Consider the following 22,948-nt stretch of genomic DNA (forward strand, 5'->3'; position numbering starts at 1 on the left):
GGGGGCTTTGCTTTATATGGTGAAATGCCAATAAGACAACGTAAAGATATTGGCTTTACCAAACGGTTGCCGTACGGAAAGGGACTCAGTTCAAAACCCGGTAACCCCGCCCGCGCATACAGTTCTTGAGCACCTGTTCCTTTTCTTGCTGAGCATCGCCGGCCTTGCCGGCGGCACCGACGACGGCGCCGCCGCCGGCCATGCGGCCGGCGGTGCCGGAGTTGCCGAAGATGGCGCCGAGCACGCCGCCGATGAGGGCCCCGCCCACGGCGCCTTCGGCGGCGTCACGGCCGGTGCCGACCTGGTCGGCGATGGCGCGGCAGTCGCTGAGGTCCTGCTGGTATTGGGCTTCGTCCACGTTCTGTTTGTCGACGATGACGCGGTCGGTGGAGGCACAGGCGGCCAGCAGCAGGGCGCTGAGGCCGATGGCGGCGGTGCGGATGAGAGTCGGGCGCATCATTGGGGGCTCCTTGGCGTGGCCGGCCGGACGGTGATCTTCATTCTAGGAGGCCGCCGGGCCGGGGGCCAGGGGGTCAGCCGAGGCGCAGGGAGAGGTCCACGGCCTGGACGTGCTTGGTGAGGGCGCCGGAGGAGAGGTAGAGGTCGCGGCTGCCGGGCAGTTCGCGGGCGTCCTCCAGGGTGCGGTTGCCGGAGATTTCCAGGGCGGATTGCGGTGCCAGGTCCATGGCCTCGGCGATCATCTCCGGGCTGAAGTTGTCGAGCATGATCTGGTCCGGGGTCAGGGCTGCGGCTTCGCGGAGTTCGTCCAGGTTTTCCACTTCGATGATGATCTTCTTGCCCGGGCCTTGCTCGCGGGCGGCGCGGATGGCGTCGGTGATCGAGCCGCAGGCGGCGATGTGGTTTTCCTTGATCAGGAAGGCGTCGTGGAGGCCGAGGCGGTGGTTGCGGCAGCCGCCGCAGAGAACCGCGTATTTCTGGGCGGCGCGCAGGCCGGGCAGGGTCTTGCGGGTGTCGAGCACGGTGACCCGGGTGCCGGCCACGGCGTCGGCATAGCGGCGCGCGGTGGTGGCGGTGGCCATCAGGGTCTGCAGGAAGTTGAGGGCGGTGCGTTCGCCGGTGAGGATGCGCCGGGTGTTGCCGCGCAGGGTGCAGAAGGCGGTGCCGGCGGCGAGCCGGTCGCCGTCGCGGGCGTGCCATTCCAGGTCCACGCCGCCGAGCTGGCGGAACACTTCCTCGGCCCAGGCGGTGCCGCAGAGTACCGCGTCTTCCCGGGTGAGGATGGTGGCGGTGGCGGTGGCGTCTTCCGGGATCAGGCCGGCGGTGAGGTCACCGTCGCCCAGGTCTTCCTCGATGGCGAAGGCCACCACTTTTTCCAGGTGTTCGCGGGCGTAGCCGGGCAGTTGCGGTGCGGTGTTATCCATGGGTATCGAAAAACTCTTTGCTCAGGCGCACCACCACGGGCGCCAACAGTAACAGGGCGATCAGGTTGGGTACGGCCATCAGGATGTTCATGATGTCCGCCATGGCCCAGACCAGGTCGAGGCCGACGATGGCGCCCACCGGCACCACCACCACCCAGACCAGCCGGAACGGCAGCAGGGCCTTGTCGCCGAACAGGTACTGGGTGCAGCGCTCGCTGTAGAGGCTCCAGCCCAGCAGGGTGGTGAAGGCGAAGACCGCCAGGCCGCAGGCCACCACCACGTCGCCGAGGGTGCCGAAGGTGCTGGAGAAGGCCAGGGCGGAGAGAGGCGCGCCTTTTTCGCCGCTAGTCCAGGCGCCACTGGCGATGATCGCCAGACCGGTGACGGAGCATACCACGATGGTGTCGATAAAGGTGCCGAGCATGGCGATGCTGCCCTGGCGGGCCGGGTGGTCGGTGTGGGCGGAGGCGTGGGCGATGGGCGCGCTGCCCAGGCCGGCTTCGTTGGAGAAGATGCCGCGGGCCATGCCGAAGCGGATCGCTTCCTTGACGGCGGCGCCGGCGAAGCCGCCGGCGGCGGCGGTGCCGGTGAAGGCATCGTGGAAAGCCAGGGCCAGGGCGTCGGGCAGGGCGGCGGCGTGGTCGGCGAGCACGAACAGCCCGGCCAGCAAGTAGGTGATGGCCATGAACGGCACGATAAAGGTGGCCACCCGGGCAATGCGCTTCATGCCGCCGAGCACCACCAGGCCCACCAGCACGGCCAGGGTCAGGCCGGTGACCCAGGTGGGCACACCGAAGCTGTCATGGAGGCCGTCGGCCACGGAGTTGGCCTGCACGGTATTGCCGATGCCGAACCCGGCGAACATGCCGAAGAAGGCGAACACCACCGCCAGCCAGGTCCAGTTGCGGCCCAGGCCGTTGCGGATGTAGTACATCGGGCCGCCGACATACTGGCCGAGGCTGTCCCGCTCTCGGTAGTGCACGGCGAGTACCGCCTCGGCATACTTGGTGGCCATGCCCACCAGGGCGATCAGCCACATCCACACCAGGGCGCCGGGCCCGCCGGACTGGATGGCGGTGGCCACGCCGACGATGTTGCCGGTGCCGATGGTGGCGGCCAGGGAGGTGGCCAGGGCGGCGCTGGCGCCGATGGTGCCTTCCCCGGTGGCGCGGCCGAACATCTGCCGGAAGCCGAAACCCAGCCGTCGCATGGGCAAAAAGGCCAGGCGCACGGTCAGGTAGAGCCCGGTGCCGGCGATCAGGGCCAGGGCGGGCCAGCCCCACAGCACCTTGCTGATGGCCTTGAGGATGACGACGGCTTCACTCATGAGGCGGTTCCCCGTGGTGTTGGTTGTTATCGGTCTTGAAGGGTAGGGAAATACACTATCCCTGGGAAGCACCGGGCGGCTGGTGGCCGATGGACGGCTCCGGGCCCCGGTGATACGGGTAAATGCCGAAGCTGCAAACTGGTTCAAAATTCTGATGCGCGGGTCGTGCTAGCGTCGTATTCGGGTGAGGAACAGTTGAGTTTTCTGAGTTTGCTGGCAGAGTTTCGTGGAGTTTCCCCGAATTCGCGGGAGTATACAGAGAGCCCCGTGAGGTCGAGCCGCCGCCGGCGCCCTGATTCCCGCCGGCGCCCCTAATCAGAGTCGAACCTTCGACAGAGTCGAGAATCCCATGGCCAAAGTGACGCGGTTGAAACCGGTGGACGGCGGAAAGCAGCCCGCGCGCGGCCTGCCCCGGCCGCTGGAGCAGGTGCGCCTGCACGTGCGTGGCCGGGTGGGTGAGCTGCTGTCGGACATGCTCGACGGCGCCGACGACACCCTTTTCGACCTCGCCGAGAAAGAAACCGACAGCGAGCGGGACCGCTACTTCGACGCCATGCGCGAGCTGCGCATCCAGCGCGCCGGCATCGAAGCGGGCTTCCGCCAGGCGGTGGACAACCTGTTCCAGTCCACCGGCCGTGAGCCGGAAGAGGCGGAACGGGTGAGCGACCGGGTGGACGCGGAGAACCTGTCCCTGGTCAAGCACGACGAGCTGGAAATTTCCGTGGCCCTGGACAACCTGGCGCGGCGCTCCCGGCGCGGCTGCGACGAGGCGCTGGGCGTGTTCCGCCACCGGCTGGAGTACCTGTTCGAGGGCCAGCACCCGATCACCGACAAGACCAATCCCCTGGAGCCGCGCAATCTGGCCGCCTGTTTCGCTGGCTGCCTGGAGCGGCTGCAGCTGGACATTCGCGCCCGCCTGATCGTGCTCAAGCTGTTCGAGCGGGTGGTGATGGACGAAACCGGCGCCCTGGTCACCGAGGCCAACCAGATTCTGGCCGACGCCGGCGTGTTGCCGGATCTGAAGAGCGTGCCGGTGGGCCGGCCCCGGGTCACCGGCACGCGCTCGTCCTCCGTGGAGGGGGCGTCGCCGGCCGGTGAGTCCCGGCCCGTGGAGGGCGGCATGCCGCAAGGGGCCGGCAACGACCAGATGTTCGGCCTGCTGCAGGAGCTGCTCACCACCCTGCGCGGGCTGGGCGGCGCGGTGCCGGCGGGTCCTGCCGCCGGGGCACCGCCGGCCGGGCCTGCGCCGTCGTCCGGCATGGCGGTGATGCACAACGGCGTGCCCTACATGGACGGCGCGCCGCTGGCCGCCGACGCCCGGGTGGAATCGCTCAGCAGCCGGGACCTGTTCGGCATGCTCACCCGGCTGCAGCGCCTGGAACAGGCCCTGGAGGGCCCGGAGCATGGCGAGCGCAATGTGCGCGAGGAGCTCAGTGACCTGCTCGACAGTGAGCACGGCGAGGCGATCCACGCCCTGGAGCAGGCCGATGACGACGTCATCAACCTGGTTTCCATGCTGTTCGATTTCATCCTCGACGACGACGGGCTGCCCTCCGAGATCAAAGCGCTGATCGGCCGCCTGCAGATCCCTCTGCTCAAGGTGGCCATCGCCGACAAGACCTTCTTCAGCAACGAAAGCCACGACGCCCGCCTGTTGCTCAACACCCTGGCCCGGGCCGGCAGCCAGTGGGACCCGCAGCAGGGCCGCGACGACGAGCTGTTCCAGCGCATCGACGCCGCGGTGCACGCCATCATCGACGACTACGACGAGGACGCCGACCTGTTCCGCGCCCTGCTGGACGATTTCGAGGGCTATTTCAGTGCCCAGCACGCCCGCGCCGAGCGCGTCGCCGAGCGGGTCCGCGAGGCGGAGGAGGGCAAGGCCCGCGCCGAGCTGGCCGGCGAGGCGGTACAGGCCTACATCGACGCGCGCCTGGCCGGCCGCGCCGTGCCGGATGTGGTGGTGCGGCTGCTGCGCCAGGGCTGGCAGCAGGTGCTCTATCTGACCTGGCTGCGCGACGGCGAGGGCAGCGACACCTGGCGCCGTCAGGCCAAGGTGGTGGACGCGCTGATCTGGAGCGTGCTGCCGCACCGGGACCAGGCCACCCTGGAAAAGCTGCGCGACCTGTCCCCCAAGCTGCGCCGGGCCCTGGAGCACGGCCTGGAGAGCATCGAATACGACGCCGCCGAGCGCCGCGCCCTGCTGGACGATCTGGCGCGGGTCCACGAGACCCTGCTGGAAGGCCTGGACACCGAGCGCGTCACCGTGCCCAAGGCGCCGGAGCCGGCACCGGAACAGGACGCCGCCCGGGCACTGCTGCCCGACGACCACGACGAGGTGCGCCGGGCCCGCCAGTTGCGCGCCGGCCAATGGCTGGAGCTGGGCGAGGGCGAGGACGCCCAGCGCGTCAAGCTGGCCGCCAATCTCCGTGACGGCGCCAAGCTGGTGTTCATCAACCGTCGTGGCATCAAGGTGCGCGAGTACGAGGCCCGCGAGCTGGGTACCGCCCTGGAGGCCGGTGAGGTCCGTCTGATCGAGGACGGTGCCCTGTTCGATCGCGCCCTGGAAGCGGTGATCGGCGACCTGCGCCGCCGCCACGACGGCTAGCCGATCTCCCGCTTGCGGTCCGCCGCCAACGGCCGGACACTACCGACCATGCTCACCCTCACCGACCACTGGATCGACCAGGCACGCCGGGTGCCCTCGCCGAACTTCAACGAACGGCCGGACCCGGACGACATCGCCCTGGTGGTGATCCACAACATCAGCCTGCCGCCGGAGCGTTTCGGCGGCGCCCACATCGAAGCGTTCTTCCAGAACCGCCTGGACCCGGACGCCGATCCCTATTTCCAGACCATCCGCGACCTCAAGGTGTCGTCGCATTTCCTGATCCGCCGCGACGGCGAGCTGGTGCAGTTCGTGGCCTGCGATCGCCGCGCCTGGCACGCCGGGGTGTCGAGCTGGCGAGGCCGGGACAACTGCAACGACTTCGCCCTGGGCATCGAGCTGGAAGGCGCCGACCATATTCCCTACGAGGAGGCCCAGTACCGCCGCCTGAACGCGCTGCTGGACGCGCTGATCGCCCATTACCCCAGGCTCTCGCGGGACACCATCACCGGCCATGAACACATTGCCCCGGGCCGCAAGACCGACCCGGGCCCGGCGTTCGACTGGAGCCGCCTGTAGTCCTGATCGCGGCGTGTCCGTCGGTCCCGTATGATGCGGGGTGAACCCTGTTGGGAGGAACCGGGATGAAATTCTTGGTGTTGCTTCTGGCGCTGGCTCTGCGCCGCCGGGACGGCGGCTGGCCCGCCTGGTTGAGCCGTGATGACAGGCACCGGCGTTTGCTGGCCTCGCTGTCGCCGGGGGCGGGCACCCTGGCCTGGTGGCTGGCGGTGGCGCTGCCGGCGTTGCTCGTGGCCCTGCTGTTCGGCTGGTTCGACGGTGCCCTGGGGGCGCTGGCCACCCTGGTGCTGGGCACCGTCCTGGTGCTCTGGATGGTGGGGGTGGAAAGCGAGTTCCGCAGCCTGGACACCCTGCTGGTGCGCGGCCGCATGAACGACCGCGAGGCCCTGGCCCGGGGCGCCGACGACGCCTTCGGCCTGGCCGCCGGGGAATGCGACGCGGCCTGGTTCGCCGACCTGGAGCGATGCGTGCTAAGGCGCGCCGCCCTGCTGTTCGCGGTGGTGTTCTGGGTCTCGGTGCTGGGGTTCGGCGCGGCGTTGCTGCTGGTACTGAACCGGGCCTGGCTGGCGCGCAATCCGGACGGCGGCGATTGGGCGCGCAGCCTGGACGCCGCCCTGTGCTGGATTCCGGCGCGCCTGACCACCCTGGCCCTGGCGCTGGTGGGGCATTTCGGCGCGGTGATCGACGCCGCCGGCGGCCGCCTGTGGCGCCTGGACGACGGCGGCGCTCTGCTGGCGGCGGTGGCGGAAGCGGGCCTGGAGCGGGAAACCGCCCCGGACGAGGACCGCTTCCAACACGGCGTGGACCGGCTGGAGGCCCTGCAGGGCCTGCTGCTGCGGGCCCTGGCCGTGTGGCTGATCCTGTCCGCCCTGTGGACTCTGCTGGCGGCCTGAAGTGAGCCGCCGGGCGGAGCCATCCTGTTGCAATTTCCCGCCCCTGGCCGCGTGGCCGGTCAGTCACACTAGCTGTTAGTATAGCGAAACGGCCTATTTACCCCGGCCGTTTTTCTTACCCATGTCGGCGTGGCGATCCCGCGCCGGCCTTGGCAACGCGATAAAGGACGCACGCCCATGCAGAAAAGAAACTTCTTCGACGATGTCGATCCGGCGGAAACGCGGGAGTGGCTCGAGGCACTGGAGTCGGTGCTCGAGCGGGAGGGGCCGGAGCGGGCCACCTGGCTGCTGGAAACCCTCACCAACGAAGCCCAGGAACAGGGCGCGATCCGGACCCACCTGAACACCCCCTACCTGAACACCATCGCCCCCAAGGACGAAGCGCCGATTCCCGGTGATATCTACATGGAACGCCGTATCCGTTCCCTGATTCGCTGGAACGCGCTGGCCATGGTGGCCAAGGCCAACATGAACGACGACGAACTGGGCGGGCACATCGCCAGCTTCGCGTCCTCGGCCACGCTCTACGACATCGGTTTCAGCCATTTCTTCCACGCCCCCCACGACGACAACCCCGGTGACCTGGTCTACTACCAGGGCCACTCGGCGCCGGGTATCTATGCGCGGGCCTATTTGGAAGGGCGCATCAGCGAGGACCAGATGGACAACTTCCGCCGCGAAGTGGACGGCGAGGGTTTGTCCTCCTACCCCCACCCCTGGCTGATGCCGGATTTCTGGCAGTTCCCCACCGTATCCATGGGGCTCGGCCCGATGCAGGCCATCTACCAGGCCTACGTCATGAAGTATCTGCAGAACCGGGAGCTGATCCCCGACCGCAAACGCAAGGTCTGGGCGTTCCTCGGCGACGGCGAGATGGACGAGCCGGAATCCCTGGGCGCGCTGTCCATGGCCGGCCGCGAGCAGCTCGACAACCTGGTGTTCGTGGTCAACTGCAACCTGCAGCGCCTGGATGGTCCGGTGCGCGGCAACGGCAAGATCATCCAGGAGCTGGAAAGCCTGTTCCGAGGCGCCGGCTGGAACGTGATCAAGGTGGTCTGGGGCCGGCTCTGGGACCCGCTGCTGGAGAAGGATTCCGAGGGCCTGCTGCGCCGCCGCATGGAAGAAGCGGTGGACGGTGAATACCAGGCCTACAAGAAAGAGGGCGGCGCCTACACCCGCGAGCACTTCTTCGGCAAATACCCGGAGCTGAAGAAGATGGTCGAGCACATGAGCGACGAGGACGTGTACCGCCTCAACCGGGGCGGCCACGACCCGTTCAAGGTGTACGCGGCGTACCATCAGGCGGTGAACAGCGACAAGCCCACGGTGATCCTGGCGAAAACCGTGAAGGGCTACGCCACCGGCGCCGGCGAGGCGGTCAACAAGGCGCACCAGATGAAGAAAATGGATCTGGACAGCCTCAAGGAATTCCGCGACCGCTTCGATATTCCCCTCGACGACGAGCAGCTCAAGGAGCTGCCGTATTACCACCCGGGCGCCGATTCCCCGGAAATGCGCTACATGAACGAGCAGCGCGAGAAACTGGGCGGCTACATGCCGGTGCGCCGGCGCGAGGCCAGCCAGTCGCTGACCGTGCCGGAGCTGGACATCTTCCAGAACTTCCTGGAAGGCAGCGGCGAGCGCGAACTGTCCACCACCATGGCGTTCGTGCGCATGCTCAGCGCCCTGATCAAGGACAAGAACGTGGGCAAGCGCGTGGTGCCCATCGTCCCCGACGAAGCCCGCACCTTCGGCATGGAAGGCATGTTCCGGCAGCTCGGCATCTACTCTTCTAAGGGCCAGCAGTACGAGCCCGAGGACTCCGGTCAGATGATGTTCTACCGGGAAGACAAGAAAGGGCAGATCCTCGAGGAAGGCATCAACGAGGCCGGCGCCATGAGCGCCTGGATCGCCGCCGCCACCAGCTACAGCGTGCACGATTTCACGCTGATCCCGTTCTTCATCTACTACTCCATGTTCGGCTTCCAGCGCACCGGCGACTTCTGGTGGGCCGCCGGCGACAGCCAGGCGCGCGGCTTCCTGCTGGGCGGCACCGCCGGGCGCACCACGCTCAACGGCGAGGGCCTGCAGCACCAGGACGGCCACAGCCACGTACTGGCCAGCACCGTGCCCAACTGCGTGAGCTACGATCCCACCTACGCCTACGAGCTGGCGGTGATCCTGCAGGACGGTCTGCGCCGCATGTATCAGGACCATGAGAACGTCTACTACTACCTCACCCTGATGAACGAGAACTACCAGCACGGGGCCATGCCCAAGGGCGCCGAGGAAGGCATCCGCAAGGGCATGTACCTGCTGCGCGAAGGCAAGGGCAAGAGTGGCAAGAAGGCCAAGCGCGTGCAGCTGCTCGGTTCCGGCACCATCCTGCGCGAAGTGGAAGCGGCCGCCGAGCTGCTGCGCGAGGACTTCGGCGTGGCCGCCGACGTGTGGAGCGTGACCAGCTTCAACGAACTGCGCCGCGAGGGCCTGCGCGCCGACCGCGACCGCATGCTCAAGCCGGACATGAAGGTGGCTCCCACCTGGGTGGAACAGTGCCTGGACAAGCGCCAGGGCCCGGTAATCGCCTCCACCGACTACATCAAGGCCTACGCCGACCAGATCCGTCCCTGGGTAAAAGCGCCCTACACGGTGCTCGGCACCGACGGGTACGGCCGCAGCGATTCCCGCGCCAAGCTGCGCAGCTTCTTCGAAGTGGATCGCTACTTCGTGACCCTGGCGGCGCTCAGCGCGCTGCGCGATCAGGGCGAAGTGGACGCCGCCACCGTCAAGGAGGCGATCAAGAAATACGGCATTGATCCGGAAAAACCCTATCCGGTGACGCACTGAACTCTCAGAAGGAGTGACCTGTGAGCAAGGAAACCATCCGGGTACCCGATGTCGGCAGCAGTGATCCTGTTGACGTCATCGAGGTATCCGTCAAGAAAGGCGACACCGTCGAGGCCGAAGACACCATCGTGGTGCTGGAATCCGACAAGGCGTCGCTGGAAGTGCCCTGCCCGAAGGCGGGCACGGTGCTGGAATTGAAAGTGAAAGCCGGGGATCAGGTAAAGGAGGGCGACCCGCTCCTGGACCTGGACGTGGCCGGTGACGACGCCGCCGACGACGACGGCACGCCATCCGACGAGGCCGACAGCGACACCGCTGATAATGCCTCCACCGATGACGCCGTCGAAGACGAGGCCGCCGACCAGGCCACCGACCAAGCCGCCGACAATGCCCCGGCCGCCAAGGGCGGTACCCGCACCGTGCCGGCGCCGGACCTGGGCGACATCGACGAAGCGGAGATCATCGAGATCAACGTGGCCGAGGGCGACAGCGTCGAGGCCGAGCAGACCATCCTGGTGATCGAATCCGACAAGGCGTCCCTGGAAGTCCCCTGCCCGGAAGCAGGCACGGTGAAGAAGCTGCTGGTGAAGGTGGGCGACAAGATCGGCACCGGCACCGACCTGATGGAGCTGGAAACCGCCGGCGGCGGTGAAGGCGCCTCCGACCAGGGCTCTGCCAGCAAGGGGGCCTCCAACAAGGGCTCGTCGGAGAAATCCGCCTCGAAGGAGCAGGGTGACTCGAAACCAGCCCGTTCCCGGCAATCCGACCTGGACCAGAAACCCTCGCAAGCCGACCGGCAGAGCGCCGCGCCGGAAACGCCGGAGCGGGTAGAAGGCAAGCCCTCCAGTTCCGTGCACGCCGGTCCGGCGGTGCGCAAGCTGGCCCGGGAAACCGGCATCGACCTGGCCGACGTGGCGCCCAGCGGGCCCAAGGACCGCATCCTCAAGGAAGACGTGCACGCGCTGATCAAGCAGCGGCTGGAGAACCCGCCCGCCGCCGGCGGCGCCGGCATGCCGGACCTGCCGGAGATCGACTTCAGCGAGTTCGGTCCGGTGGAGCGCCAGGAGCTCAACAAGCTGCGCAAGGTGGCGGCGAAAAACCTGCACCGCAGTTGGGTCACCATCCCCCACGTGACCCAGTTCGACGAGGCGGACATCACCGAGCTGGAAGCCTTCCGCAAGAGCCAGAACAAGGCGCTGGAGAAGGAGGGCGTCAAGCTCACCATGCTGGCCTTCCTGGTCAAGGCCTGCGCCAACGCGCTGCGGGAATTCCCGCGCTTCAACAGCTCCCTGGAAGTGAGCGGCGAAGCCCTGATCATGAAGGACTACGTGCACATCGGCATCGCCGTGGACACGCCCAATGGTCTGGTGGTGCCGGTGATCCGCGACGCCGACAAGAAGGGGCTCAAGGACATCGCCCTGGAAATGGGCGAGCTGGCCGCCAAGGCCCGGGACCGCAAGCTGTCACCGGCGGACATGAAGGGCGCCACCTTCAGCATCTCGTCGCTGGGCGGTATCGGCGGCACCGCCTTTACCCCCATCGTCAACTGGCCGGAAGTGGCGATTCTGGGCGTCAGCCGCTCCGACACCAAACCGGTGTGGGACGGCCAGGCGTTCCAGCCGCGCCTGACGCTGCCGCTGTCGCTGTCCTACGATCACCGCGTGATCGACGGCGCTGATGCGGCGCGTTTCACCAGCTACCTGAGCCAGCTGTTGAGCGATATGCGGCGCGCGTTGCTGTAAACCCCAATCGCGACTGAAGTCGCTCCTACGGAGCCATGTAGGAGCGACTGGGCGGCACCCCGCTTCAGTCGCGAAAAGGCACCCGCGAGGTACCCGCCACAAAAAAGCCCCGGCCTTTTTAGGTCGGGGCTTTTTCGTTCCGCGCGGGGGGGGGAATCAGCGCTGGTCGCGGCGCTCCTTCCACTTGTCCTTGCGGGCTTCCCATTTTTCCTGGCGCTGCTCGCGCAGCTGTTCCGCCTTGGCGCGCTGCTCCTCGGTGAGCACGCCGTCGATGCGTTGGCGGGTTTCGTCGTGCAGGTCACGCATCTTCTCGCCCTGTTCCTCGAAGATGGTTTCCAGCCGCGCACGCTGGTCGTCGGTGAGATCCAGTTGGCGGCTCATGTGCTCCACCATCCGCTCCGGCTGCGGGCCGCGGGGCGGCTCGGCGGCGGCGGTACCGGCCAGGGTGGCGCCGGTGAGCAGAACCAGGGCGAGGGTCGTGGCTTTCTTCATGGTCAACCTCCTTGAGGGTCGCTGTTCCAGGCCGGCCGTTTGCCGGCGTTGAAACCAGTGTCGCCCGGGAATGTGCACCCAGGATGCACGAACCATGGAAACATCGCCGTTGAGGTGCCTATCATCAGATCGCGACTGGGCGGCACCCCGCTTCAGTCGCGATCCTCAGGCGTCTGCAACCGGTACCCCACCCCGTAGACGCTGCCGATCCAGTCATGGTCGCCGTCCAGCCCCTCGCTGAGTTTGCGGCGCAGCTTGCGGATATGGCTGTCGATGGTGCGGTCGGACACCACCCGGTGATCCGGGTAGATCACGTCCATGAGCTGGTCCCGGCTCCAGATCCGCCCGGGCTGGCGGGCCAGGGTGGCGAGCAGCTCGAACTCGATGGCGGTGAGCGCCACCCGGGTTTCGCCGTGTACCGCTTCGAAGCGGTGGCGGTCCAGGGTCAGGCCGGCCTCCCGATCCCGGGGTTCGCCCCGGGCGCGGCGCAGCACCGCCTTGACCCGGGCCACCACCTCCCGGGGGCTGAACGGCTTGCAGATGTAGTCGTCGGCGCCGATTTCCAGGCCCAGCAGGCGGTCCACTTCCTCCACCCGGGCGGTGATCATCAGCACCGGTACCTCGGAGAAGCGGCGGATCGCCTTGCACACCTCCATGCCGTCGCCGTCCGGCAGCATCAGGTCCAGCAGCACGGCGTCGAAGTGCCCCTCGCGCACCCGCCGTTCCGCCTCCACCGCGCTGGCGGTGTGCTCCGGCTGGAAATGGCTGTGGCGCAGGTAGTCGGCCAGCAGCTCGGCAAGCCGGGGCTCGTCCTCCACGATCAGAATGTTCGCCATAGGGCCTTCCTCCGGTTGATGCCGCTATGTCCGGCGTGGCAGGCGCACGATGATGCGCAGGCCACCGAGCGGGCTGTGCAGCGCCTCGATCGTGCCGCCATGGGCCTCCACGATGCGCTGGCCAATGGCCAGCCCCAGCCCCGCGCCGCCGGTGTCCCGGTTGCGTGAGCTTTCCACCCGGTAAAGGTGATCGAACAGGCGCGGCAGCGCCTCGTCGGGCACGCCGGGGGCGCTGTCGTCCAGGGTCAGCCGCCACTGGTCGCCGTCGGCGTCCAGCACCAGCCGCGCCCGGCCGCCTTCATCGGTGTATTTGAGGCTGTTCTGCAGCAGGTTGTCCAACAACTGCCGCAACCGCACCGGGTCGCCGCTGATCGGCGCCGGCGGCAGGGTGGTGTCCAGCGTCACGCCGCGCCGTTCCAGGGCCGGGCGCACCGCGTCCAGGGCGTCCTCGCAGAGGCTGTCCAGATCCAGCGGGCGGAAGTGATAGCGCAGATTGCCGGCGTCGGCCAGGGCCAGGTCGTGCAGGTCGTTGACCAGGTGGGTGAGCTGGCGCACCTGGGCTTCCAGGGCCGCCACGCCTTCCTGGTTGAGCGGGCGCACGCCGTCCACCATGGCTTCCAGCTCGCCCTGCAGCACCGACAACGGCGTGCGCAGCTCGTGGGCGATGTCCGAGAACCAGCGCTGGCGGGCCTGGCGGCCCTGATCGAGACGCTCGCCCAGGCTGTTCACGTGATGAATCAGCTCGCCCAGCTCGTCGCGGCGCTGGCTGGTCAGCCGCGCCTGGTACTCGCCCTCGCGCAGGCGCCGGGTATGGCGGGTGAGGGCGGTCACCGGCGCCACCAGGTGGCGCGCCAGCAACCAGGACACCAGCAGCGACAGCACCAGGCCGACCACCGCCATGGTCGCCATGAAGCGCAGCAGGCGCTCCTGGAAGCGGCGGTCCAGCTTGTCGCGGATCGCCTCCTGATCCGGGTAGGCCAGCCAGCCCACCAGGTCGCCGCCGGCGTGGATCGGCACCCGCTGGCTCAGGCGCGAGGGCGGCGGCGGACCCAGCAGCGGGCGCTTGTCCGGGGCCAGCAGGGTGAGGTGGCGGGGCGCGTCCGGGCGCTTGCCCTCGCCGCGCTCGCGGCGTGTCTCGCGGTCCCCGGCCAGCCAGTACAGCCGGCCCAGCAGGCGTGGCTCCTCAAGCAGGAAACGCCAGCTGCCGCGCTGGGCGTAGAGCACGCCCAGGTGCTCCGCCAGGCGCTCCACCTGGGCCTGCTGGCGCTCGTCGATGTATTTGCTGAGGCTGCGCTCGAAGGCGAAGAAAAAGAACCCGCTGGCCGCCAGGATCAGAACCAGGAAGGTGGCCAGGAAGGTCACGAAGAGTTTGTTGCGGATGCCCATGGCGGCGGCGGCCTCACCGGGAGTGAAGCGCCAGTTTACGGGCCCGGCGCCGGCGGACCCAGTGTCTTGCACATTCTTTCAAGATCGGCGCGCGCCGGGTTCGTGGACGGTCCGTCATCGTTGCAACTTTTGACTTTCAACCGCCGCGTCCCCCGGTTCTAATGAGGCCCTGACTGCAAGCCAATCCGGACGGTGACCCATGAGCGACCAAAGCGACAACGGCAAGACCCGCATCAACCGGGTGATCACGCGCAGCGGCGATGACGGCCGCACCGGCCTGGCGGACGGCTCCCGGGTGGCCAAGGACCACCCCCGGATCCGGGCCCTGGGCAGCCTGGACGAGCTCAACAGCGCCCTGGGCGTGCTGCGCGCCCGGGACCTGGATCCGGACCTGGACGGCCTGCTGGAAACCGTGCAGCAGCTGATGTTCGATCTGGGCGGCGAGCTGGCGGTGCCGGGCACCGTGACCCTCACCGAGGAAGACCTGGTGGAGGTGGAGTCCCAGGCCGATACCCTCAACGCGGAGCTGCCGCCGCTGCGCGAATTCGTGTTGCCCGGTGGCCATCCGTCGGCGGCCTGGTGCCACCACTGCCGCACCCTGGCGCGCCGCGCCGAGCGCGACCTGGTGGCCCTGGCCGCCACCGATGACGGCGTCAATCCGGAGAGCCGGGCGGTGCTCAACCGCCTCGGCGACCTGCTGTTCGTGATGGCCAGGCTGATCAACCAGCGCACCGAAACCCCGGAACCTCAATGGGTGCGGCGCGGCGAGCGGTAGCAACCGCTAGGGTTGGCGGGCGCGGACGGCGGCGACGATGGCCCGGTGGGCGGGCAGGTCCAGGCCCAGCGCATCCGCCTGGCGCAGCAGCCAGCCGTTGATCGCCTCGATCTCGGTGATCGCGCCGCGCTGCATGTCGGCGCGCATGGACGAGGTGTTGCCGGCGGTGGCGCGCATCACCGCCGCCACCTGGGCCCGGGAATCGCCGGGCCAGGCCGGGTCCAGGGCGCGCAGCAGGGTGTCCGCCTCGTCCGCCAGCCGTGCCGCCCGGGCCGCCAGATCCGGATCGTCCAGCAGAAGCCCGTTGGCCACGTCATGGAGCCCGGTGAGCGGGTTGATCACCGCGTTGGCCACCAGCTTGCGCCACTGCCGCGGGCGGATCGGCGCCGCCCACTCCAGGCCCGGCCAGGCCGCCGCCAGAGCCGGAAACCAGGCCGGCGCCGGCCCCGCCGTGGCGCGGCCCATCCAGGTGTCGTTCTCCGCCACCACCCGATGTTCCGGGTGACGCCCCTTCACCGCCGAGGTGGTCACCACCTCGATCAGATCGGCGCCGGCGGGCAGCAGGCCGTCCAGGCTGCCCAGGCCGTTCTGCAGGCGCAGCACGGTAACGTCCGGCGCCAGCGACAGGCCTTCCAGGGCGGCGGCGGACCAGGGCGCCTTGCAGGCCACCACCAGGTGGCGGATCGGCGTCGCCGGGGCGGCCGGGATGTCCAGGTCGCGCGGCGCGCGCCCGTCCTCGAAGGTGAGCGTCTTGCGCCGTCCGTCGCCGCGCGCCAGCGCCACCGGAAAACCGGCGGCGCGCAGGTAGAAGGCGGCCAGGGTGCCCATGTTGCCGGCCCCGGTGAGGTGCCAGGCGGGAGTGTCGTGGTGGCTGGTCATGGCGACATGCTAGGCGTTGCCGGGCGGCGGCGCCATTCCGGTTGTGCGCGGGCCGGTTGTGCGCGGGCGGCGAAACCCGGACCATGAGCGCTTTGATGGGACGGAGCCCCGATGCCTGATTTGCGTGATTCCCTGTGGACCGCCTGGCGGCTGTACAGCCACCCCCGGGTGGTGGTCATGCTGTTCCTGGGCTTCTCCGCCGGGTTGCCCTATCTGCTGGTGTTTTCCACCCTGTCCGCCTGGCTGGCGGACGCGGACGTGGACCGGGCCGCCATCGGCTATTTCAGCTGGGTGGGCATCATGTTTTCCATCAAGGTGTTCTGGGCACCGGTGGTGGACCGCCTCAAGCTGCCCCTGCTGGGGCGCGCCCTGGGCCAGCGGCGCAGCTGGCTGCTGCTCGCCCAGATCGGCATCGGCCTGTCCCTGGCGGCCATGGCGCTGGTGGAACCGGTGGGGCACCTGGAGCGCTTCGCGCAACTGGCCCTGCTGGTGGCGTTCTGCTCCGCCACCCAGGACATCTGCATCGACGCCTACCGCATCGATTCCGCCGACGACTCCTTCCAGGGCGCCATGGCGGCCACCTACATCCTCGGCTACCGGGTGGCCATGCTGGTGGCCGGCGCCGGCGCCTTCTACATCGCCAGCTACGATTCCTGGAACGGTGCCTACCACGTCATGGCCTGGCTGATGGCCGTGGGCGTGGTCACCACCCTGATCATCCGCGAACCGGACACGCCGCCGCGCCAGAGCTTTGGCCGGCATCCGGCGCAATGGCTGGAAACCGCCCTGATCGCGCCGTTCCGGGATCTCCTCAAGCGCTACGGCACCCTGGCCCTGGGGTTGCTGGCCCTGGTGGCGATCTACCGCATCAGCGACATCACCATGGGGGTGATGGCCAACCCCTTCTACCTGGACATCGGCTACACCAAGAACGAAATCGCCACGGTGGCCAAGTTCTTCGGCTTCTTCATGACCATTCTGGGTTCCGCCGTGGGCGGCCTGGCGGTGCTGCGCTGGGGGCTGGGACGCTCGATGCTGGTGGGGGCGGTGGGCGTGGCGCTCACCAACCTGCTGTTCGCGGTGATGGCCACCTATTCGCCGGTGACCCAGGTGGTGGTGGAGCCCGAGCAGGTGCGCTGGGCGGCCCTGGCCTGGCTGGCGGCGGTGATCAGCGCCGACAATTTGTTCGGCGGCTTCGCCAACGTGGCGCTGATCGCCTTCATGTCCAGCCTCACCAACCGCAACTTCAGCGCCACCCAGTTCGCCCTGTTCAGCTCCCTGATGACCCTGCCGGGCAAGTTCATCGGTGGCTTCTCCGGGGAGGTGGTGAAGGCCGCCGGCTATCCGCTGTTCTTCAACTACGCGGCATTGCTCGGCGTGCCCGGCATTCTGCTGGTGCTGTGGTGGTTGCGGCGGGGGCGCGCGGCGCCGGACCAGGATCGCGGCTGAAGGGAATCGCGATGCTGGAGGCGGCGTTCGCCACCGTCAGCGCCGGCGATCCTCTCCGGGCGCCCAGAAGCAACGCTTCGGCACCCGGTTGCCGACCACCGCCACTCCTTCCTCGGCGAGCCGGCGCAGCTGGACCTCGCCGCTGGGCGTGCCCGCCAGGGGCAGGCCGCCGTCGCCGCGAATCACCCGGTGCCAGGGCAGGGCGGAGCCCGCCGGCAGCGTGCTCATCAGCCGCCCCACGAACCTCGCGTGGCGGGGCCAGCCCGCCTGCCGCGCCACCTGGCCATAGCTGGCCACACGGCCCGCCGGGATGGCGCCGACGATCTGGTACACCGCGTCTCGGAATTCGGCGTTCATAACACCCGCTCCAATGCGCGAGCCGCTCCCCGGCGCTTGGCCGTGGCAGCGGCTTCAGCCGCGATCACGCACGGCGCGCCGTTAGCGCAGGCCGCCGTCGGTCTCGATCACGCGGCCGGTGAAGTAGTCGTTCTCGAAGATGAAGCGCACCGAGCGGGCGATGTGCTCCGGCTCGCCGAGGCGCTTGAGCGGCACGCCGGCCACCAGGCGGTCCCGGGCTTCCGGCTTCATGGCGGCGATCATGTCGGTATTGATGGTGCCCGGTGCCACCACCCCGGTGCGGATATTGTGGCGGGCCAGTTCCCGGGCCCACACCTCGGCCATGGCCACCACCCCGGCCTTGGCGGCGGCGTAGTTGGTCTGCCCGAAGCTGCCCTGGCGGGCGATGGAGGAGATGTTGACGATCACACCCTCGTCCACGCCGCCTTCCAGCATGCGGCGCGCCGCCTCCCGGCCGCACAGGAACACGCCGGTCAGGTTCACGTCGATCACCGCCTGCCACTGCTGCAGGCTCATGGTGGATTGCACCTCGCCGTCCTTGTACTTGATCAGCAGGCCGTCGCGGGTGATGCCGGCGTTGTTGACCAGGCCGTGAACGGCGCTGAAGTCCGCCGCCACCTCGTCGAACAGGGCGGTCACCTCGTCCTCCCGGGCCACGTTGGCCAGGTAGCTCTTGGCCTCGCCGCCGGCGCCCTCGCAGCGGGCCACGGTGTCGCGCAGGTCCTCTTCGTTGAGGTCCACGCAGGCGATGCGCGCGCCCTGGCCGGCCAGATTCTCGGCGATGGCGCGGCCCAGCCCGCGGCCGGCGCCGGTGACCACCACTACTTTGTCATTGAGATCCATGGGTCGCTCCTTGTCGAAGAAAACCCGGAGTATGCCCACCGGACCGGGCCGGGCCAATGACACAAGCTTCCCTTGAAACCCGCCTTCACGTCCCCATCTCGCTGGACACGGTGCTAGGGCGGCATTTCCCGCCCGCGCCTATTGACTGACAAGTCGCGGTAACTATGATTAGCACTCAAACCGTGAGAGTGCTAATCCGGTTCTCGGGTAATCCCGCTAACCTTTGATTACGACCTTGGAGAATGGAGACCATGAAAATCCGTCCTTTGCATGATCGCGTGCTGGTGCGCCGCGAGGAGGAAGAAACCAAGACCGCCGGCGGTATCGTGCTGCCGGGTTCCGCCGCCGAGAAGCCGTCCCGTGGCGAAGTGATCGCCGCCGGCAACGGCAAGATCCAGGACAGCGGCGAAGTGCGCCCCCTGGATGTGAAGGTAGGCGACAAGGTGATCTTCGGTCAGTACTCCGGCAACACCGTCAAGGTGGAAGGCGAAGAGCTGCTGATCATGAGCGAAGCCGAGATTCTGGCCGTTATTGAAGGCTGATCGGCCGCCAAGGCAAGGCCGCCGGGCTCGTTCCGGTCGTGCCGTAACCATTGGCACCGGTAACAACGAATTTGCAGAGGTAACACACAATGGCGAAAGAAGTATTGTTCCGTGACTCCGCCCGCCAGCGCATGGCCAAGGGCGTGAACACCCTGGCCGACGCGGTCAAGGTGACCCTGGGCCCGAAAGGCCGCAACGTGGTGCTGGAGAAATCCTTCGGCGCGCCCACCATCACCAAGGACGGCGTGTCCGTGGCCAAGGAAATCGAACTGGAAGACAAGTTCGAGAACATGGGCGCCCAGCTGGTGAAGGAAGTGGCTTCCAAGGCCAACGACGAAGCCGGTGACGGCACCACCACCGCCACCGTGCTGGCCCAGTCCATCGTCAACGAAGGTCTGAAGGCGGTCGCCGCCGGCATGAACCCGATGGACCTCAAGCGCGGCATCGACAAAGCCACCGACGCCGTGGTCGAGCAGCTCAAGTCCCTGTCCACCCCGTGTGACAACACCAAGAGCATCGAGCAGGTGGGCACCATCTCCGCCAACTCCGACAAGTCCGTGGGTGAAATCATCGCCCAGGCAATGGAGAAGGTCGGTCAGGAAGGCGTGATCACCGTCGAGGAAGGCCAGGCGCTGATCAACGAGCTGGAAGTCGTGGAAGGCATGCAGTTCGACCGCGGCTACCTGAGCCCGTACTTCATCAACAACAACGAGAAGATGCAGGTGGAACTCGAGGACCCCTACATCCTGCTCGTTGACAAAAAGATCTCCAACATCCGCGAACTGCTGCCGGTGCTGGAGAACGTGGCCAAGGCCGGTCGTCCGCTGATGATCATCGCCGAGGACATCGAAGGCGAAGCGCTGGCCACCCTGGTGGTCAACAACATGCGCGGCATCATCAAGTGCGCCGCCGTGAAAGCGCCGGGCTTCGGTGACCGCCGCAAGGCCATGCTGCAGGACATCGCCATCCTCACCGGCGGTACCGTGATTTCCGAGGAAGTGGGCCTGAGCCTGGAGAACGTGTCCCTGGAGGACCTGGGCTCCGCCAAGAAGGTCAACATCGACAAGGAAAACACCACCGTGGTGGGCGGTAAAGGCGAGCAGGGCGACATCGACGCCCGCGTCGAGCAGATCCGCAAGGAAATCGACAACTCCTCCTCCGACTACGACCGCGAGAAGCTGCAAGAGCGCGTGGCCAAGCTGGCCGGCGGCGTGGCCGTGATCAAGATCGGCGCCGCCACCGAAGTGGAGATGAAGGAGAAGAAAGCCCGCGTCGATGACGCCCTGCACGCCACCCGCGCGGCCGTTGAAGAAGGCGTGGTGCCCGGCGGCGGCGTCGCCCTGGTGCGCGCCCTGACCAGCATCGGCGACCTGAAAGGCGACAACGAAGAGCAGAACGCCGGCATCGCGCTGGTGATCCGCGCTCTCGAAGCGCCGCTGCGTCAGATCGTCCACAACGCCGGCGGCGAGCCGTCCGTGGTGGTGCAGGAAGTGCGCAACGGTTCCGGCAACTACGGCTACAACGCCGCCAGCGGCGAGTATGGCGACATGCTGGAAATGGGTATCCTGGACCCCGCCAAGGTAACCCGCTCCGCGCTGCAGGCGGCGGCGTCCATCGCCGGCCTGATGATCACCACCGAAGCCATGGTGGCCGACAAGCCGGAAGAAAACGGCGGCGCCGGTGGCGCTCCGGACATGGGCGGCATGGGCGGTATGGGTGGCATGGGCGGCATGATGTAAGCCTCCCGGTCATACCGACCCCCTATAAAAAAACCCCGCTTCGGCGGGGTTTTTTTATGTCTGCCCGCTCGTGCGGGGGAGGCCGGTGTCTACATCAGCTTCATCAGGGGCAGCGCCAGCAGGGTGATCAGCACCACGCCGATCAGGTTGAGCACCAGGCCGGCGCGGATCATCGACTGGATGCGCATGTGGCCGGCGGCGAACACGATGGCGTTGGGCGGCGTGGCCACCGGCATCATGAAGGCGCAGCTGGCGGCCACCGCCGCCGGGATGGTGGTGAGCAGCGGCGAGATGTCCTGGGACACCGCCAGGGCGCCCAGCAGCGGCAGGAAGGCCGCCGCCGTGGCGGTGTTGGAGGTCACCTCGGTGAGGAACAGGATCACCAGCACCACCAGGCCCACGATCATCAGGATCGGGAAGCCCTGCAGCACCTGCAACTGCTCGGCGATCCATTTCGCCAGGCCGGAACCGGAAATCGCCGCCGCCAGGGACAGGCCGCCGCCGAACAGCAGCAGCACGCCCCAGGGCAGATCCCGGGCGCTTTCCCAGGTGAGCAGCCGCTCCCCCTTGCCGTCGCCGCTGGGCGCCAGGAACATGAGCAGGCCGGCGGTGATGGCGATGCCGGTGTCGCTGAGCCAGGTCAGACCCAGGTGGCTGCTCAGGAACGGCCGGCCGATCCAGGCCAGGGCGGCGAGCACGAAGATCGCCGCCACCCGTTTCTCGGCGCTGGAAATGGTGCCCATCTTCGCCAGCTCCTGGTCGATCAGCGCGCCGCTGTCGCCGCCGTTGTCCAGCTTGAAGCCGCCGCGCGTCAGCCACCACCAGGCCACCAGCATCATGGAAACACTGATCGGCACGCCCACGATCATCCACTGGGCGAAGCCCAGTTCGATGCCCTGGTTGTCGTGCAGGTACCCGGCCAGCAGGGAATTGGGCGGCGTGCCGATCAGGGTGGCCACGCCGCCGATGCTGGCGGAGTAGGCGATGGCCAGCAGCAGGGCGGTGGCGTAGCGGTTCACCTCGCGGCGGTCGCCGCCGCCGTCGTCCAGCAGGCTGATCACCGACATGCCGATGGGCAGCATCATGATCGCCGTGGCGGTGTTCGACACCCACATGCTGAGGAAACCGGTGGCGATCATGAAGCCGCCGATCTGGCGGCGCGGTTGCGTCCCCACCACGCGCAGCACGTGCAGGGCCAGCCGCCGGTGCAGATGCCAGTGCTGCATGGCCAGACCCAGCAGGAAACCGCCGAAGAACAGGAACACCACCGGGTTGGCGTAGGCGGCGGCGGTGGTGGACATGTCGGTGATGCCCAGCGCCGGCGACAGCGCCAGCGGCAGCAGGGCGGTGGCGGGAATCGGCAGCGCCTCGGTGGCCCACCAGGTGGCCATCAACAGGGCCAGTCCCACGCAGGCCCAGGCCGGATCCGGCAGGCCCGCCGGCGGCGGCGCCACCAGGGTGATGATCAGCCACAGGGGGCCGAGCCACAGGCCGATCACGGCGGCGCGCCCGGGTCGGGTAACGGAGGAGGAAGACGGAGAGGACATGGCGTCTCGGCGATTGTTGTGCGTGGATGGCGCGGGGCACCGGGAAGGGCGCTATTTTAACCAAGGTGGGGCCGGCGCGCAGTGGGCAATTCCGGGCCGCCGGCGTATGCTGCGCCCATGAAAGCCCGCGACCCCAAGCTGTTCATCCACGCCGCCGCCTTTGCCGCCCTGGTCCTGATCCTGGGCCTGGCCCATGCCTGGGTCAATGCGACCTTGCGCTATGATCGCGCGGCGCTTGAGGCGGGTCAGATTTGGCGTCTGTTCAGCGCCCACCTGGTCCATCTGAACCACTGGCACACCCTGATGAACCTGGCCGGCCTGGGGCTGATCCTGTTCTTCTTCCGTGACTTGCTGGACCGCCGCCGGTTCTGGCTGTGGTTCCTGGTCAGCGCGCCCCTGGTGAGCCTGGCCATGTTCGTGCTGGACCCGGGGCTGGACTGGTACGTGGGTCTGTCCGGCCTGCTGCAGGGGCTGCTGGTGTACTGCCTGGTGATCGGCTGGCGCGGCAACCCGGTGCTGCATTCCGTGGTGCTGGCGCTGGTGGTGGGCCGCCTGATCTGGGAGCAGATGCCGGGCTATGATCTGGATTACCTGCGCGCCTGGATCCACGGCCGGGTCTACGTGAACGCCCATCTGTACGGCGCCCTTGCCGGGGCCTTGTTGGCCGTGGCCCAGGGGCTGGCGGCCCGGTTTGGTCGTCCCGCGATACAGCCGCGGGCGTGAAT

The 22,948-nt window shown here is 68.0% G+C and carries 20 protein-coding genes; 10 read left to right on the forward strand and 10 right to left on the reverse strand.

Annotated features, from left to right (window positions below; all coding sequences use genetic code 11):
- Window positions 1-85 precede the first annotated feature (85 nt).
- From HMJ39_RS03450 to HMJ39_RS03460, 3 genes are all read right to left on the reverse strand, one after another.
- Window positions 86-460: a glycine zipper family protein gene (locus tag HMJ39_RS03450; RefSeq protein ID WP_228462133.1), complete on the reverse strand. Its 375-nt coding sequence runs from the start codon at window positions 458-460 to the stop codon at window positions 86-88.
- A gap of 73 nt (window positions 461-533) precedes the next feature.
- Window positions 534-1,382, reverse strand: coding sequence for a carboxylating nicotinate-nucleotide diphosphorylase (gene nadC / locus HMJ39_RS03455; protein ID WP_194296279.1), 849 nt, complete (start codon window positions 1,380-1,382; stop codon window positions 534-536).
- On the reverse strand, window positions 1,375-2,709 hold the full coding sequence (locus HMJ39_RS03460; protein WP_194296280.1) for an alanine/glycine:cation symporter family protein: 1,335 nt from the start codon (window positions 2,707-2,709) through the stop codon (window positions 1,375-1,377). The genes nadC and HMJ39_RS03460 overlap by 8 nt, the downstream gene beginning before the upstream one ends.
- A gap of 349 nt (window positions 2,710-3,058) precedes the next feature.
- On the opposite strand from HMJ39_RS03460, the gene HMJ39_RS03465 reads away from it, so the two are divergent.
- The 5 genes from HMJ39_RS03465 (at window position 3,059) to aceF (ending at window position 11,378) form a co-directional block, all read left to right on the forward strand.
- Window positions 3,059-5,317, forward strand: coding sequence for a DUF1631 domain-containing protein (locus HMJ39_RS03465; protein WP_194296281.1), 2,259 nt, complete (start codon window positions 3,059-3,061; stop codon window positions 5,315-5,317).
- Between the two features lie 48 nt (window positions 5,318-5,365).
- On the forward strand, window positions 5,366-5,896 hold the full coding sequence (ampD, locus tag HMJ39_RS03470) for a 1,6-anhydro-N-acetylmuramyl-L-alanine amidase AmpD (RefSeq protein ID WP_194296282.1): 531 nt from the start codon (window positions 5,366-5,368) through the stop codon (window positions 5,894-5,896).
- A gap of 65 nt (window positions 5,897-5,961) precedes the next feature.
- Complete coding sequence (locus tag HMJ39_RS03475; RefSeq protein ID WP_194296283.1) at window positions 5,962-6,789, forward strand: CobD/CbiB family protein; 828 nt, start codon at window positions 5,962-5,964, stop codon at window positions 6,787-6,789.
- Between the two features lie 177 nt (window positions 6,790-6,966).
- Complete coding sequence (aceE, locus tag HMJ39_RS03480; protein ID WP_194296284.1) at window positions 6,967-9,636, forward strand: pyruvate dehydrogenase (acetyl-transferring), homodimeric type; 2,670 nt, start codon at window positions 6,967-6,969, stop codon at window positions 9,634-9,636.
- A 20-nt stretch (window positions 9,637-9,656) separates the two neighbouring features.
- Window positions 9,657-11,378 carry a dihydrolipoyllysine-residue acetyltransferase gene (gene aceF, locus HMJ39_RS03485; protein ID WP_194296285.1) on the forward strand — a complete coding sequence of 574 codons (1,722 nt, stop codon included), beginning with the start codon at window positions 9,657-9,659 and terminating at the stop codon, window positions 11,376-11,378.
- A 156-nt stretch (window positions 11,379-11,534) separates the two neighbouring features.
- On the opposite strand, the gene HMJ39_RS03490 is transcribed toward aceF, so the two are convergent.
- From HMJ39_RS03490 to HMJ39_RS03500, 3 genes are all read right to left on the reverse strand, one after another.
- Window positions 11,535-11,870 carry a periplasmic heavy metal sensor gene (locus HMJ39_RS03490; RefSeq protein WP_194296286.1) on the reverse strand — a complete coding sequence of 112 codons (336 nt, stop codon included), beginning with the start codon at window positions 11,868-11,870 and terminating at the stop codon, window positions 11,535-11,537.
- Between the two features lie 152 nt (window positions 11,871-12,022).
- Complete coding sequence (locus tag HMJ39_RS03495) at window positions 12,023-12,706, reverse strand: response regulator (protein WP_161383454.1); 684 nt, start codon at window positions 12,704-12,706, stop codon at window positions 12,023-12,025.
- Window positions 12,707-12,730: 24 nt separating this feature from the next.
- Window positions 12,731-14,164, reverse strand: a complete 1,434-nt coding sequence (locus HMJ39_RS03500) for an ATP-binding protein (protein WP_256245254.1) — start codon at window positions 14,162-14,164, stop codon at window positions 12,731-12,733.
- 127 nt (window positions 14,165-14,291) lie between these two features.
- On the opposite strand from HMJ39_RS03500, the gene HMJ39_RS03505 reads away from it, so the two are divergent.
- Window positions 14,292-14,867 carry a cob(I)yrinic acid a,c-diamide adenosyltransferase gene (locus HMJ39_RS03505; protein WP_194296287.1) on the forward strand — a complete coding sequence of 192 codons (576 nt, stop codon included), beginning with the start codon at window positions 14,292-14,294 and terminating at the stop codon, window positions 14,865-14,867.
- 6 nt (window positions 14,868-14,873) lie between these two features.
- Here the strand turns inward: HMJ39_RS03505 and HMJ39_RS03510 are convergent, their stop codons facing one another.
- On the reverse strand, window positions 14,874-15,746 hold the full coding sequence (locus HMJ39_RS03510; RefSeq protein WP_194296288.1) for a ketopantoate reductase family protein: 873 nt from the start codon (window positions 15,744-15,746) through the stop codon (window positions 14,874-14,876).
- A 111-nt stretch (window positions 15,747-15,857) separates the two neighbouring features.
- Here HMJ39_RS03510 and HMJ39_RS03515 point away from each other — a divergent pair, with 111 nt between their 5' ends.
- Window positions 15,858-17,195, forward strand: coding sequence for an AmpG family muropeptide MFS transporter (locus HMJ39_RS03515; protein WP_228462134.1), 1,338 nt, complete (start codon window positions 15,858-15,860; stop codon window positions 17,193-17,195).
- A 36-nt stretch (window positions 17,196-17,231) separates the two neighbouring features.
- On the opposite strand, the gene HMJ39_RS03520 is transcribed toward HMJ39_RS03515, so the two are convergent.
- Together HMJ39_RS03520 and HMJ39_RS03525 are read right to left on the reverse strand one after the other, a co-directional pair.
- A complete protein-coding gene (locus HMJ39_RS03520; RefSeq protein WP_194296289.1) occupies window positions 17,232-17,552 on the reverse strand; it encodes an MGMT family protein in 321 nt (106 codons plus the stop codon).
- An 81-nt stretch (window positions 17,553-17,633) separates the two neighbouring features.
- Window positions 17,634-18,395, reverse strand: coding sequence for an SDR family oxidoreductase (locus HMJ39_RS03525; protein ID WP_194296290.1), 762 nt, complete (start codon window positions 18,393-18,395; stop codon window positions 17,634-17,636).
- A gap of 251 nt (window positions 18,396-18,646) precedes the next feature.
- On the opposite strand from HMJ39_RS03525, the gene HMJ39_RS03530 reads away from it, so the two are divergent.
- Both HMJ39_RS03530 and groL read left to right on the forward strand, forming a co-directional pair.
- Window positions 18,647-18,937: a co-chaperone GroES gene (locus tag HMJ39_RS03530; protein ID WP_161383459.1), complete on the forward strand. Its 291-nt coding sequence runs from the start codon at window positions 18,647-18,649 to the stop codon at window positions 18,935-18,937.
- 89 nt (window positions 18,938-19,026) lie between these two features.
- Complete coding sequence (groL, locus tag HMJ39_RS03535) at window positions 19,027-20,676, forward strand: chaperonin GroEL (RefSeq protein WP_194296291.1); 1,650 nt, start codon at window positions 19,027-19,029, stop codon at window positions 20,674-20,676.
- A gap of 89 nt (window positions 20,677-20,765) precedes the next feature.
- Here the strand turns inward: groL and HMJ39_RS03540 are convergent, their stop codons facing one another.
- Window positions 20,766-22,223 carry an SLC13 family permease gene (locus tag HMJ39_RS03540; protein ID WP_194296292.1) on the reverse strand — a complete coding sequence of 486 codons (1,458 nt, stop codon included), beginning with the start codon at window positions 22,221-22,223 and terminating at the stop codon, window positions 20,766-20,768.
- 117 nt (window positions 22,224-22,340) lie between these two features.
- Here HMJ39_RS03540 and rrtA point away from each other — a divergent pair, with 117 nt between their 5' ends.
- Entirely contained in the window at window positions 22,341-22,946 is a 606-nt protein-coding gene (rrtA, locus tag HMJ39_RS03545; protein ID WP_194296293.1) for a rhombosortase, read from the forward strand.
- Window positions 22,947-22,948: the final 2 nt, after the last annotated feature.

The sequence above is a fragment of the Alloalcanivorax profundimaris genome, from assembly GCF_015265435.1.
Lineage (GTDB): Bacteria > Pseudomonadota > Gammaproteobacteria > Pseudomonadales > Alcanivoracaceae > Alloalcanivorax > Alloalcanivorax profundimaris.

Excerpts from the sequence above, each read along its gene's own strand:
- HMJ39_RS03450 (WP_228462133.1), bottom strand. The coding sequence starts at position 460 with ATGATGCGCCCGACTCTCATCCGCACCGCCGCCATCGGCCTCAGCGCC.
- nadC (WP_194296279.1), bottom strand. The coding sequence starts at position 1,382 with ATGGATAACACCGCACCGCAACTGCCCGGCTACGCCCGCGAACACCTG.
- HMJ39_RS03460 (WP_194296280.1), bottom strand. The coding sequence starts at position 2,709 with ATGAGTGAAGCCGTCGTCATCCTCAAGGCCATCAGCAAGGTGCTGTGG.
- HMJ39_RS03465 (WP_194296281.1), top strand. The coding sequence starts at position 3,059 with ATGGCCAAAGTGACGCGGTTGAAACCGGTGGACGGCGGAAAGCAGCCC.
- ampD (WP_194296282.1), top strand. The coding sequence starts at position 5,366 with ATGCTCACCCTCACCGACCACTGGATCGACCAGGCACGCCGGGTGCCC.
- HMJ39_RS03475 (WP_194296283.1), top strand. The coding sequence starts at position 5,962 with ATGAAATTCTTGGTGTTGCTTCTGGCGCTGGCTCTGCGCCGCCGGGAC.
- aceE (WP_194296284.1), top strand. The coding sequence starts at position 6,967 with ATGCAGAAAAGAAACTTCTTCGACGATGTCGATCCGGCGGAAACGCGG.
- HMJ39_RS03490 (WP_194296286.1), bottom strand. The coding sequence starts at position 11,870 with ATGAAGAAAGCCACGACCCTCGCCCTGGTTCTGCTCACCGGCGCCACC.
- HMJ39_RS03495 (WP_161383454.1), bottom strand. The coding sequence starts at position 12,706 with ATGGCGAACATTCTGATCGTGGAGGACGAGCCCCGGCTTGCCGAGCTG.
- HMJ39_RS03505 (WP_194296287.1), top strand. The coding sequence starts at position 14,292 with ATGAGCGACCAAAGCGACAACGGCAAGACCCGCATCAACCGGGTGATC.
- HMJ39_RS03510 (WP_194296288.1), bottom strand. The coding sequence starts at position 15,746 with ATGACCAGCCACCACGACACTCCCGCCTGGCACCTCACCGGGGCCGGC.
- HMJ39_RS03515 (WP_228462134.1), top strand. The coding sequence starts at position 15,858 with ATGCCTGATTTGCGTGATTCCCTGTGGACCGCCTGGCGGCTGTACAGC.
- HMJ39_RS03520 (WP_194296289.1), bottom strand. The coding sequence starts at position 17,552 with ATGAACGCCGAATTCCGAGACGCGGTGTACCAGATCGTCGGCGCCATC.
- HMJ39_RS03525 (WP_194296290.1), bottom strand. The coding sequence starts at position 18,395 with ATGGATCTCAATGACAAAGTAGTGGTGGTCACCGGCGCCGGCCGCGGG.
- HMJ39_RS03530 (WP_161383459.1), top strand. The coding sequence starts at position 18,647 with ATGAAAATCCGTCCTTTGCATGATCGCGTGCTGGTGCGCCGCGAGGAG.
- groL (WP_194296291.1), top strand. The coding sequence starts at position 19,027 with ATGGCGAAAGAAGTATTGTTCCGTGACTCCGCCCGCCAGCGCATGGCC.
- HMJ39_RS03540 (WP_194296292.1), bottom strand. The coding sequence starts at position 22,223 with ATGTCCTCTCCGTCTTCCTCCTCCGTTACCCGACCCGGGCGCGCCGCC.
- rrtA (WP_194296293.1), top strand. The coding sequence starts at position 22,341 with ATGAAAGCCCGCGACCCCAAGCTGTTCATCCACGCCGCCGCCTTTGCC.